Consider the following 12,693-nt stretch of genomic DNA (forward strand, 5'->3'; position numbering starts at 1 on the left):
GGAAGGACGCTTCACGCATGCTGCGACCAGCGTGGGAGTTACCCGGGCGCGGTGTGGCGGATGGGTCGGCGCCTGCAGTTGCTGCTGACCGCCTCAGCCCGGCGCACGCGTCTTATGCCTCCACCGCCCCGGCCTTGCCGTCTTCGACCACGAAGCGTTTCAACGTCGAGACGGTTGCATCACGGTCGCGGCGGTCGGAGATGCCTTGCAGGCGCGTTTCCATCCGGCCCGGCGTCAGCGTCACCGAGACATAGCCGCGGGTTTCGCCTTCGGCGTAGTGCACGTGCGGATTGAGCGCCATGGTCTGTTGCAGCTCGGCGTTGCTCTGGCCGTCGGAGGTGATCGAGCTGCCGACGAATTCGGTGGCCAGCGTCGGCGAAGCCGGGTCGGCCGGATCGGCCTTGAGGTCGGTGACCCAGTACGAGTGGATGTCGCCGCCCCAGAACACCGGGTTGCGTAGCCGGGTCTTGGCGATCGCATCGAGCATGCGCGTACGCGTGGCCGGGTAGCCGTCCCAGCCGTCGGTCCACTGCCCGAGCACGCCGTCGCGGCCGTGCTGGTTCATCGGTGCCACCAATAGATCCTGCGCGATCACGTTCCAGCGCGCCGGGGATTGCGCGAAGGCGCCATGCAGCCAGCGCTCCTGTTCCCAGCCGAGCATGGTGCGGCGCGGGTCGGTGCGTTCGCGGCAACTGTCGTCCACCACGTGGCCGCCGCGCCAGCCGTTGGCCTGCGGGCAGGGTTGCTCGCTGCGGTACTGGCGGCCATCGAGCACGTAGAAACGCGCCAGCTGGCCGTAGTCTAGCGCGCGGTAGATGCGCATGTCGGCGCCATGCGGCCGATTGCGCGCGCGCAGCGGGAAGTGCTCGTAAAACGCGCGATACGCGGCTGCGCGGCGGGCCAGGAAGGTGTCGACCGGAATCGACGGATCCTGCGACCAGCGGTTGGCGTAGTCGTTCTGCACCTCGTGGTCGTCCCAGGTCGCCACGCAGGCGCTGCCGGCGTGCAGCGCCTGCAGGTCGGGATCAGTGCGATACAGCGCATAGCGGTTGCGATAGCCGGCCAGGTCCAGGCATTCGCCGCTGCCGTGCGGGCGCACGATCTTGTTCGCCGCCTCGCCATGGTTGCTGTATTCGTAGATGTAATCGCCGAGGAAAAACACCAGGTCCGGCTGCTCTGCGGCCAGGTGGCGGTAAGCGCTGAAATAGCCCAGTTCCCAGTGCGAGCACGACACAAAGCCCAGCCGCGCGGCATCCGGTATGTGATGCGCTGCCGGCAAGGTGCGCGCGCTGCCGATGGCGCTACGCGCGCCCAGCGCCTGGAAGCAGTACCAGTACGGACGATCGGCGGCCAGGCCGGCGACCTCCACATGCACCGCATGGCCCCAGGCCGGGCTGGCGCTGGTTTCGCCCTGGCGCACGATGCTGCGCATGCCCGGGTCGCTGGCCACCTGCCAGCGCACACGCACCGGTGCGGTCAGCCCACCGCGTCCATCCGGGTCCAGCGGGCGCGGCGCCAGCCGGGTCCAGATGACAAAGCCGTCGGGCAGCGGGTCGCCAGCGGCCACGCCCAGCGTGAACGGGTCCGGGCTGCCGCTGGCACGTGCGAACGGGCTGAGCAGCCCGGCCGCTGCCAGGCCCGTACCGGCGAGCAAAATGCGGCGGCGGCCGTGATCCACCAAGGTTGTTGCGTTGTCGGGGCCGGGCAGCGGCGATACGGAAGACGAGTCGATCAAGGACATGGGCACAAAGGCAATCTAGCGGACGCGACCATAATGCGACGGGCGGATGTCCGTTCGATGGCAGTGGCAGTAGTGTCGCTGGCGACGCAGATGGCGCGATCTTCGAAAGACGCTACGGTGGTGAGGCGGCAGCTGTCGCAGCGGTCGGTGATGCTTGCCGACGGGCAATCGGACAATCGGGCAGCCAAACGATCAAACGATCAGGCAACGCCACCAACGGTGGGTGTGGTCGGTCCGGAGCGCCGCATGCGCCATACACGTGCGTGCGCCTGCACGGCACACCAACTGCGATAATCGCGCCATGAACGATGCCGCACTTCCCCCCGACGTAGCCGCCGCACTGGCGCATGGCCTGCAGGCCCAATCCCTGGATGCGGACTTCGCCGCGCCGTTGTTGCGCTATTTGACGCTGCTGGTGCGTTGGAACAAGACCTACAACCTCACCGCCGTGCGCGACCCGCGCGAGATGGTGACCCGCCATCTGCTCGATTCGCTGGCCATGCAGCCGTACATCGCCAGTGGCACGCTCGCCGATCTGGGCACCGGCCCCGGCCTGCCCGGCATCCCGCTGGCGATCACCCGTCCGCAGCTGCAGGTGACCCTGGTGGAAAGCAACGGCAAGAAGGCGCGCTTCCTGCGCGAGGCACTGCGTCACCTGGCGCTGGGTAACGCACGCGTGGCCGAGTCGCGCGCCGAAGCGCTGGACGAACCGGCCGCCTACGACCATCTCACCGCGCGTGCGCTGGACACGCTGGCCGGCATCATCGCCGTCGGTGGTCACCTGTTGCGTCCAGGCGGCACTCTGTTGGCGATGAAGGGCGTGTATCCCCACGAAGAGATCGCCGCATTGCCGGCCGGCTGGACGGTGGCCGAGGTGCATCCGCTGCAGGTGCCGGGCCTGGATGGCGAACGGCATCTGGTGGTGGTGCGCAAGGCGGGGTGAGCTGCGGCTTGCCTGTCGCCCAGTGAACTGCCGCAGGGTTTGATCGACGTCTGTGTGTTGCCGTGTCGGTGGGCGCCGGTCGCGTGCATTGAGGGAAAGGCCGCGCGGCGCAGATTCCTTCCCCCGCCCGCGGAGGAAGGTGCCCGCAGGGCGGATGGGGGCAGCGCGACAGGCGGTACCCTCACCCCAAGCCTCTCCCGCAGGCGGGAGAGGGGGCAGATCACATGGCGGTGTAATGCCCCGGGGCGGCGCCGGTCCGCTTGGCAAGAGAGGTTGCGACCTTCGAAGGCGCCTACCTCCTACCTCCAATCCCCAATCCCTGCTGGGACTTCCGGCCCATGGCATCCGCCGCGCACGCTGCCATGATTGTGCGTTCGATCCGATCGCAGGCAGCCCGCACGTGACATCTCCCCTCGCCGCCGCACTCTCGCTCGCCCTGCTGGGCGCCAGCTTCGTCGCCACCTCGGCGCAGGCCGCCGCACCTGGACCGGCTACGCCGCCAGCCACGCTGACCGCCGAACGCCCGGCCGATGCACGCTTTCGCGCCATCTACGAAAAGGAATGGAGCTGGCGCCAGGCCGAGACCGGCCAGGCCGACGAAGACAGCGACACCACCGGCGACAACACCCATCTGCCCGATGTCGGCCCGGCGGCGCAGCAGGCGCGGCTGGCGGTATGGGATGGCGTGCTCAAGCAGCTCGACGGCGTCGACCCGAAACAGCTGTCGCCTGCCAACCAGGTCAACTACGCGATCTACCGCCCGCAGGTGGAGAACCTCGCCGCCGAAGTGCGCCTGCGCCTGTACGAAATGCCGTTCAATTCGGACAGCTCGTTCTGGTCCAACCTGGGCTTCATGGCGCAGCGGCCGATGAGAACCGCCGCCGAGTATCGCGCCTATATCGCGCGCTTGAACGACGTGCCGCGCTACTTCGACCAGCAGACCGCCAACATGCGTGCCGGCCTGGCGCGCGGTTTCAGCGTGCCGCGTGCGGTGCTGGCTGGCCGCGACGTTTCCATCGCCACCGTGGCCGAGGTCAAAGACCCCACCGAGTCCAGCTTCTACGCACCGTTCAAGCAGCTGCCGGCGCAGATCCCGGCCGCCGAACAGGCGCAACTGCGCGCACAGGCCAAGGCCGCGCTGAGCACTGCGGTGTTGCCGGCCTACACCAAGCTGCTGGGCTTCTTCCGCAACGAGTACATGCCCAAGGCGCGCACCACGCTTGCGGCCGAAGCGCTGCCCGACGGCAAGGCGTTCTATCGCCAGCAGATCCGCGAATACACCACGCTGGAGCTGACCCCGGAGCAGATCCACAAGATTGGCCTGGACGAGGTGGCGCGCATCCAGGCGCAGATGGACGCGATCATCCGGCAGGTCGGCTTCAAGGGCAGCTTCGCGCAGTTCCTGAGCTTCCTGCGCACCGACCCGCAGTTCTACGCCAAGACCCCGCAGGAATTGCTCGATCGCGCCGCGTGGATCTCCAAGCGGGTGGACGGGCAGGTCGGCAAGTTCATCGGCACGCTGCCGCGCGGGCGCTTCACCATCAAGCCGGTGCCGGACGATATCGCCCCGTTCTGGACCGCCGGACGCGGTGGCGCCACCACGTACTGGGTCAACACCTACAACCTGCCATCGCGGCCGTTGTACAACCTGCCGGCGCTGACCTTGCACGAGTCTTCGCCCGGGCATTCGCTGCAGGGCTCGCTGGCGCTGGAGCAGGGCGACCAACCGGCGTTCCGCCGCGAAAACTACATCTCCGCCTATGGCGAAGGCTGGGCGCTGTACACCGAAAAGCTCGGCCAGGAAATGGGCATCTACGAGACCCCGTACGAAGAGTTCGGCCGGCTCACCTACGAAATGTGGCGTGCCTGCCGGCTGGTGATCGACACCGGCGTGCACCACGACGGCTGGAGCCGCGAGCAAGCGCTGGCCTACCTGCGCGACCGCACCGCGCTGAGCGAGCACGAGGTCACCACCGAGGTGGATCGCTACATTTCCTGGCCGGGCCAGGCGCTGAGCTACAAACTGGGGGAGATCACCATCGTCAAGCTGCGTGCCGAGGCCGAACAGGAGCTGGGCGAGCGCTTCGACATCAAGGCCTTCCACGACGCGGTGCTCAAGCAGGGCTCGGTGACCTTGCCGGTGCTGGAGCAGCAGGTGCGCGCGTTTATCGCCGACAGCAAGGCGCGCCCGGCCGACGCCAAGCCGGTGCGCAACGCGGCGCCGTGATGCCGTGGGGCATTTGGAGCGGCTGACAGAGCCACCTTTGGAGCGGCTGGTCTTTGGTTTGGCTGCGTGCTCCTTGCCCCGCCCACCATCGCGCGACACGCCGCAAGTACGTCCGTGTGGGCTCTTACGCGGCATCCATGCCGCGTAAGAGCCCGCGACGGTGGGCGGGCAAGGACCAGTCGGTATGGTCGGTGTTCATGCTTTTGAACAAGGCAACCTACAACTGTCTGGCGCGGTGTCCTCACCGATTGCGGGACCGTGTGGCGGCATGGATGCCGTCACCGAGCCCCCAGGGAGGGGTTCACGGCGTGTCCCGCGAGCTGCGAGAGCATCGCGCACTTGAGTTCTTTGCGTTTGCTGCAGGGCCCTTGCCCGCCCACCATCGCGGGACACGCTGCAAGTACGTCCCTGTAAGCTCTTACGCGTCATCCATGCCGCGTAAGGTCCCGCGACGCTGAGCGGGCAAGGACCAGTCGAGTTGGTCTGTGTGCATGGCTTTAAAAAGCCACCGACTAACTCTCTGGTGCGGTGTCCTCGCCGCTTGTGGGACCGTGTGGCGGCATGGATGCCGCCACCGAGCCTCCAGGGATGGATTCACGGCGTGTCCCGCAAGCGGCGAGGGCACCGCGCCCTCGACCGACTAGTGCTTTTGCCCCAAGTAGTTGATTGCATCTGAACGACGCTGCGGACTCGAAGTTTCGGGTGTCATGGAGCGAGGGCAGTGCGGAGGGATCATCTGTGAACGACGCTACGCCGTGCATGCGATTGTGTAACCACCCCGGCCCCGATACGCTGCGCCCATGTTGCTTCGCCGCGCCCGCCTGTTGCACCCGTTGCTGCGCCTGATGGCGTTGGCGGTGCTGGTCATGGGCGTACTGGTCGCACCGGTGGCCTGTGCCCTGGGCGATGTGCACGCGCTCGCCCACGACCAGGCGCATCTGGAAGACACCGCGCCACACGGTCACGACGGCGCGGACGAGCGCGATGCCGGCGAGCGTGACGGCGCCGGTTTGCTGCATGCGCTGATGCACAGCGGCTATTGCCATGGGCATAGCCCGGCGATGCTGTCGGCGCTGGCCTGGGGGCCGCTGCCTGCCTGCGCGCAGGCGCAGCCAGCCACGCTACCGATCGCCTACCGCTCGCACCTGAGCGAGACCGGATTGCGTCCCCCGATCGCGGCCTGATGCATCGCCGGCAGCTGCCGGCCTGTCCATCGATCCCGATTCCGGAGACACCCTCATGTGGTTGCGACTGACGGCGCTTGCCGTCTTCGCGGTCGTGCCGTGCGCCATGGCGCAGGACGTACCGCCCAAACCCGTGCTGACCCTGGACGACGCCATTGCGCGCGTCGCCCGGCAGCATCCCGACCTGCGCCTGGCCGATGGCCAACGCGCGGTCCTTGCCGCCGATGCCGAGCGCAACGCGCTGCGTCCGCCGTTGCGCATCGGTGCCGAACTGGAAAATGTGTTCGGCAGCGGCCCGACCCGCGCGCTGGACCAGGCCGAACTCACCGTCACCCTGGCCGGGGTGCTGGAACGCGGCGGCAAACTGGACGCACGCCGCACCCTGGCCCAGGCACGCATCGACGCACTGGCACCGCAACGCGCGCTGGCGCGCCTGGACGTGCTGGCCGAGGTGGCGCGGCGCTATCTGGCCATCGGCATGGCCGCGCAACGGCATGCGGTGGCACTGGAAACCCTGGCCCAGCGCCAGCGCACCGTCAGTGCCGCGCGCCAGCGACTGCAGGCCGGCGCCTCGCCCGAGTCGGTCGTGCTTACCGCGCAAGCCTTGCAGGCGTGCGCGGAACTGGAGCGCGACCGCGCACAGCAGGAGCTGCTGGCCGCACGCCGCCAGCTGGCGGTGCTGTGGGGGCAGCGCACGCCGGACTTCGGCGATGTCACCGGCGACCCGCTGCAACTGCCGGCGATTCCCGAATTCGAGGTGCTGGCGCAGCTGCTCGATGCCACCCCCGAACTGGCGCGCTTGAATGGCGAGCAGCGCGTGCGCGAGGCGCGGCTGCGGCTGGCACGCAGCCAGGCGCGCCCGGACCTGGATTGGCAGGTGGGCGTGCGCCGGCTCGAGGGCAACGACGCCACTGCGTTGCTCGGCAGCGTCTCGCTGGCCCTGGGCAGCGCCGCACGCGCGCAACCGGAAATCCACGCTGCCGAAGCGGAGCTTTCGTTGCTGGACATCGAGCGGCAATCGCAGGCGCTGGTGCTCTACACCACGCTGGCCGATGCGCACGGCCGCTATCGCGCCGCACAGCTGGAAGTGGCGCGCATGCGCAGCGACGTGTTGCCCGCACTGGCGCGTGCCGATGCGGCCGCCGAACGCGCCTACCGCGCCGGTGCGACCAGTTATCTGGATTGGGCGCAGCTGCAGGCGCAGCGCAGCGATGCACGCCAGCAGCAGCTGGCGGCGGCGCTGGAAGCGCAGACCGCACTGATCGAGATCCAGCGCCTGACCGGCCAGCCGTTTGTGGTCGACAGCGCTGCGCAGGTGGGGCCATGAGTGCTACGTCCGCTGCGCGTTTTCGCCCTGCCTGCCCGCGTCCGCCCGGATCCGCTGCGCCGGTATCGGTATCTGCGCTCGCAAACACGTCCACATCCAGTAGTCGCCAGGCGGGGCTCGCGCCTACTGCGCATCTAAAGCATCCGGCGCATACCTCCTTCGTTCGTTCGCCCGACGCTTCGCGTCGGCGCCAACCAGGATTCCCTTCGATGACACGTTTACTGATCGCGCCGCTGTTGCTGGCGCTGCTGCTGAGCGGCTGCGGCCGCAACGGCGAGGAATCGCATGACCACGCAACGCCTGGCGCCGAGGGCGACGCCGGCGCACATGGCGAAGAGGCCGAAAAAGGCACGCACGGCGGGCGCCTGCTCAGCCAGGATGGCGACAGCGTGGAACTGGCGATTGCCGAAGACGGCACGCCACCGACCTATCAAGCCTGGCTGTATCGCGACGGCAAGCCCTTGCCGCCGAGCGCGGGCAGTGTCGAAGTGCGTTTGACCCGGCTTGGCGGCGTCAACGAAGTGCATCGCTTGCGCGCGCGCGACGACGGCAGCCTGCTGGCCGACAGCACGGTGGGCGAGCCGCATTCGTTCGACGTGGAGGTCCGCGCGACGGTGCAGGGCAAGTCGCATCGCTGGGCCTATCCCAGCTATGAAGGACGCACCACCATCGCGGCGAAGATCGCGCAGGATGCCGGGATTCGGGTCGCGCCAGTGGGTGCCGGCAGCATTGCCGACCAGCACGAAGTGCAAGGCCTGCTGACGCCGGCAGAAGGTGCGCAGGCGCAGGCCACCGCGCGCTTTCCCGGGCCGGTGCGCAGCTTGCGCGTCAACGTCGGCGACCAGGTGCGTGCCGGTCAGGTCTTGGCCACGGTGGAGAGCAATCTGAGCCTGACCACGTACTCGGTCAGTGCGCCGATCAGCGGCACCGTGCTGGCCCGCACCGCCAGCCTGGGCAGCAACGCGGGCGAAGGGCAGACGCTGTTCGAGATCGCCGATCTGTCGACCTTGTGGGTGGACCTGCACATCTTCGGCGCCGATGCCGGGCACATCACCGCGGGCGCACCGGTGACGGTGACGCGCATCAGCGATGGCGTGGCGGCGCAGACCACCTTGGAACGCGTGTTGCCCGGCACGGCCACGGCGAGTCAGAGCACGGTGGCGCGCGCGGTATTGCGCAACAGCGATGGACTTTGGCGGCCGGGGTCGGCGGTGAAGGCGCGGGTGACGGTGGCGCAGCAGCCGGCAGCGATGGTGGTGCCGGTAGGGGCGTTGCAACGATTCCGCGACTGGGAGGTGGTGTTCGTGCGGGTGGGCGATGTGTACGAGGTGCGGCCGGTGACGCTGGGCGCGCGCGATGCGCAGCAGGTGGAGGTGGTGTCGGGTGTGGCGGTGGGGGATGCGGTGGTGGTGGAGCAGAGCTATCTGGTCAAGGCCGACATCGAGAAGTCGGGAGCCTCGCATGATCATTGATCGCGTTGGGGTAGAGGTCATTGCGTTTTCGAGTGGGAGCGTGTGTCGGAGACGGGGATGCATGCCAGATCCAAGGCTTTCGCGCCCTTTCAGGCTAGGGCGAAGGCTTTCACGCCCTGTCGGGCGCGAGTTACTTTTCTTTGCTTGTGCAAAGAAAAGTAACCAAAAGAAAGCACACCCTGTCCTCGCGCCCTCCGCGCCTGCGGCACTGCGGGTCCGCAAGTCCGGCAGAAATTTTTGTAAGGGACATCCATGTCCCTTACAAAAACGTCGCGCATCCATGCGCGCCGCCCTGCGGGTTGTATCTGCCGGCCTCGCCGCTGCGGTATGGGGCCCCGAAAGCAAACAGCACCAGCACCAGCACCAGCAAAAGCAACAGCAACAGCAACAGCAACAGCAACAGCAACAGCAACAGCAACAGCCTTGGTGCTGGTATGCGGATGGGTGTTTGTTTGGCGTGCTGCGTCGCACCGCGATAGGGAGGCGGCGCTGTCGGTCGGTGGCACCACGAGGGTGGCGCCCGGCGCAGTGCGGTGCCAGGTCTGCACGGAGGGGCCTGTCATGCTGACCAACATCGTCCGTTTTGCGATCGTGCAACGCTGGTTGATGCTTGCGTTGACGGGGGTGTTGATTGCGATCGGGGCGTGGAGTTTTTCGCGGCTGCCGATCGACGCGACGCCGGATATCACCAATGTGCAGGTGCAGGTCAATACCGCCGCACCGGGGTATTCGCCGTTGGAGTCCGAGCAGCGGGTGACGTTCCCGCTGGAGACGGTGTTGGCGGGGCTGCCGGGCCTGGAGTCCACGCGCTCGTTGTCGCGCTATGGGCTGTCGCAGGTGACTGCTGTCTTCGCCGACGGCACCGATCTGTACTTCGCGCGGCAGCAGGTGGCCGAGCGTTTGCAGCAGGTCAAGTCGCAGTTGCCGGCCGAGCTTGAGCCGCAACTGGGGCCGATTGCCACCGGCCTGGGCGAGATCTTCATGTACACGGTGGAAGCCAAGCCGAATGCACGCAAGCCCGATGGCAGTGCGTGGACGGCGACCGATCTGCGCACCTTGCAGGATTGGGTGGTGCGGCCACAGCTGCGCAATGTGCCCGGCGTGACCGAGGTCAACACCATCGGCGGCTATGCGCGGCAAATCCATATCACCCCGGATCCGGCGCGCCTGGTCGCGCTGGGCTTCACGCTCGACGATGTGGCCCATGCGGTGGAAGCCAATAACCGCAACATCGGTGCGGGGTATATCGAACGCAACGGGCAGCAGTTTCTTGTGCGCGTGCCGGGGCAGGTGGATGGCATCGCGCAGATCGGCGCGATCGTGCTGGATCGGCGCGAGGGTGTACCGATCCGGGTGCGCGATGTGGCGCAGGTCGGCGAGGGCCGTGAGCTGCGCACCGGTGCGGCCACGCAGGACGGCACCGAAGTGGTGCTCGGCACGGTGTTCATGCTGGTTGGCGCCAATAGCCGCACCGTGGCGCAGGCCGCAGCGCAGCGCCTGGAACTGGCCAACGCCAGCTTGCCGGCCGGCGTGCAGGCGGTGCCGGTGTACGACCGCACTGCGCTGGTGGATCGCACCATCGTCACCGTCGCCAAGAACCTGATCGAAGGCGCGCTGCTGGTGATCGTGGTGCTGTTCCTGCTGCTGGGCAATGTGCGCGCGGCCTTGATCACTGCGGCGGTGATTCCGTTGGCGATGTTGTTCACCCTCACCGGTATGGTGCGCGGTGGCGTGTCGGGCAACCTGATGAGCCTGGGTGCGCTGGATTTCGGGCTGATCGTCGATGGTGCGGTGATTATCGTGGAGAACTGTTTGCGCCGCTTCGGCGAAGCGCAATTGCGCCTGGGGCGAGTACTCGAACGCGATGAGCGCTTCGAACTCACTGCCGAAGCCACGGCAGAGGTGATCCGTCCCAGCCTGTTCGGCCTGGGCATCATCACTGCGGTGTATCTGCCGGTGTTCGCGCTCACCGGCATCGAAGGCAAGATGTTCCATCCGATGGCGATCACCGTAGTGCTGGCGCTGACCGGTGCGATGTTGTTGTCGCTGACCTTCGTACCGGCGGCGATCGCGTTGTTGCTCGGTGGCAAGGTCGCCGAGCACGAGAACCGTGCGATGCGTTGGGCGCGGCGCGTGTATGCGCCCATGCTGGATCGCGCGCTGCGGCACGGCCGTTTGGTCGGTATTGGCGCGGTTGTGGCAGTGGTGCTGTGCGCGATACTGGCGACCCGGCTGGGCAGCGAGTTCATTCCGAACCTGGACGAAGGCGATATCGCGCTGCATGCCTTGCGCATCCCCGGCACCAGTCTGGAACAGGCCATCACCATGCAATCCACGCTGGAAAAACGCATCAAGCAGTTTCCGGAAGTGGCGCGTGTGTTCGGTAAGCTCGGCACCGCCGAAGTGGCCACCGATCCAATGCCGCCGTCGGTGGCCGACACGTTCCTGATCATGCATCCGCGCGAGCGATGGCCGGATCCGCGCAAGCCCAAGGCGCAGCTGGTGGCCGAGATCGAGGCTGCGGTGAAGCAATTGCCCGGCAACAACTACGAGTTCACCCAGCCGATCCAGATGCGCATGAACGAGCTGATTTCCGGCGTACGTGCGGATGTGGCGATCAAGGTCTACGGCGACGATCTGGACACCCTGGTGCAAGTGGGCAGACGCGTAGAGGAGATCGCCAGCACGGTGCCGGGTGCGGCCGACGTGAGTCTGGAACAGTCCACCGGCCTGCCGATGCTGGCGGTGCTGCCCGATCGCGCTGCGCTGGCCGGTTACGGGCTCAATCCCGGCGTGGTGCAGGACACCGTGTCGGCGGCCGTCGGCGGGCAGGCCGCCGGGCAGTTGTTCGAAGGCGACCGCCGCTTCGACATCGTGGTGCGGCTGCCGGAAGGCTTGCGTCAGGACCCGACCGCATTGGCCGATCTGCCGATTCCGCTGCGCGGCGATGGCGAGCGCGTCGATGCGGATGAGTCCAGCCGCACAGCTGGCTGGCGCAGCGGCGCGCCGACCACGGTGCCGTTGCGCGAGGTGGCGAAGATCGAAAGCGTGCTCGGGCCCAACCAGATCAATCGCGAAGACGGCAAGCGCCGCATCGTGATCACCGCCAACGTGCGCGATCGCGACCTGGGCGGATTCGTCGCCGAGGTGCAGCAGCGCGTGCAGGCCGAGGTGGTGCTGCCCACCGGCTACTGGATCGGCTACGGCGGCACCTTCGAGCAACTGATCTCCGCCGGCCAGCGCCTGGCCTGGGTGGTGCCGGGCACGCTATTGCTGATCTTCGCGCTGCTGTACTGGTCGTTCGGCTCGTGGCGCGATGCACTGGTGGTGTTCAGCGGCGTGCCGCTGGCACTGACCGGCGGCGTGGTGGCACTGGCGCTACGTGGCCTGGCCTTGTCGATCTCCGCCGGCGTAGGGTTCATCGCGTTGTCGGGCGTGGCGGTGCTCAACGGGCTGGTGATGATCGCCTTCGTGCGCAGTCTGCGCGCAGGGGGCATGCCGCTGGAGCAGGCGCTGCGCGAGGGCGCGCTGAGCCGTCTGCGTCCGGTGCTGATGACGGCGCTGGTGGCGGCACTGGGCTTTGTGCCGATGGCCTTCAACGTCGGTGCCGGTGCCGAAGTGCAGCGGCCGCTGGCCACGGTGGTGATTGGCGGCATCGTCTCGTCCACCTTGCTCACCTTGCTGGTGCTGCCGGTGCTGTATCGCTGGCTGCACCGCGAGCGGGCAGGGCGTGGCCGTGCGGGCTAAGTGCTTGCGGCATATGGGAAAGCCATGCATAATGCGCGGCTCGCTGTGCCCG

Annotated in this window: 8 protein-coding genes; 6 read left to right on the forward strand and 2 right to left on the reverse strand. The window is 67.5% G+C overall.

Features of this window, described 5'->3' with window-relative positions; translation table 11 throughout:
- Positions 1-112 precede the first annotated feature (112 nt).
- Positions 113-1,741 carry an alkaline phosphatase D family protein gene (locus GGR61_RS06140; protein WP_184620804.1) on the reverse strand — a complete coding sequence of 543 codons (1,629 nt, stop codon included), beginning with the start codon at positions 1,739-1,741 and terminating at the stop codon, positions 113-115.
- 301 nt (positions 1,742-2,042) lie between these two features.
- Here GGR61_RS06140 and rsmG point away from each other — a divergent pair, with 301 nt between their 5' ends.
- From rsmG to GGR61_RS06165, 5 genes are all read left to right on the forward strand, one after another.
- Complete coding sequence (rsmG, locus tag GGR61_RS06145) at positions 2,043-2,684, forward strand: 16S rRNA (guanine(527)-N(7))-methyltransferase RsmG (RefSeq protein ID WP_184620805.1); 642 nt, start codon at positions 2,043-2,045, stop codon at positions 2,682-2,684.
- A gap of 400 nt (positions 2,685-3,084) precedes the next feature.
- Entirely contained in the window at positions 3,085-4,911 is a 1,827-nt protein-coding gene (locus GGR61_RS06150; RefSeq protein WP_184620806.1) for a DUF885 family protein, read from the forward strand.
- Between the two features lie 800 nt (positions 4,912-5,711).
- Positions 5,712-6,095 carry a hypothetical protein gene (locus GGR61_RS06155; protein ID WP_184406514.1) on the forward strand — a complete coding sequence of 128 codons (384 nt, stop codon included), beginning with the start codon at positions 5,712-5,714 and terminating at the stop codon, positions 6,093-6,095.
- A gap of 55 nt (positions 6,096-6,150) precedes the next feature.
- Complete coding sequence (locus GGR61_RS06160; RefSeq protein WP_184620807.1) at positions 6,151-7,422, forward strand: TolC family protein; 1,272 nt, start codon at positions 6,151-6,153, stop codon at positions 7,420-7,422.
- Between the two features lie 209 nt (positions 7,423-7,631).
- Positions 7,632-8,894, forward strand: a complete 1,263-nt coding sequence (locus GGR61_RS06165; RefSeq protein ID WP_184620808.1) for an efflux RND transporter periplasmic adaptor subunit — start codon at positions 7,632-7,634, stop codon at positions 8,892-8,894.
- A 259-nt stretch (positions 8,895-9,153) separates the two neighbouring features.
- Here GGR61_RS06165 and GGR61_RS06170 read toward each other — a convergent pair whose 3' ends face one another.
- Positions 9,154-9,312, reverse strand: a complete 159-nt coding sequence (locus tag GGR61_RS06170; RefSeq protein WP_184620964.1) for a hypothetical protein — start codon at positions 9,310-9,312, stop codon at positions 9,154-9,156.
- 143 nt (positions 9,313-9,455) lie between these two features.
- Between GGR61_RS06170 and GGR61_RS06175 the strand changes: the two genes are divergently transcribed.
- Entirely contained in the window at positions 9,456-12,641 is a 3,186-nt protein-coding gene (locus GGR61_RS06175; RefSeq protein ID WP_184620809.1) for a CusA/CzcA family heavy metal efflux RND transporter, read from the forward strand.
- Positions 12,642-12,693 lie beyond the last annotated feature (52 nt).

This window comes from Xanthomonas sp. 3058 (assembly GCF_014199765.1).
In the GTDB taxonomy this organism is placed as follows: Bacteria; Pseudomonadota; Gammaproteobacteria; order Xanthomonadales; family Xanthomonadaceae; genus Xanthomonas; species Xanthomonas campestris_B.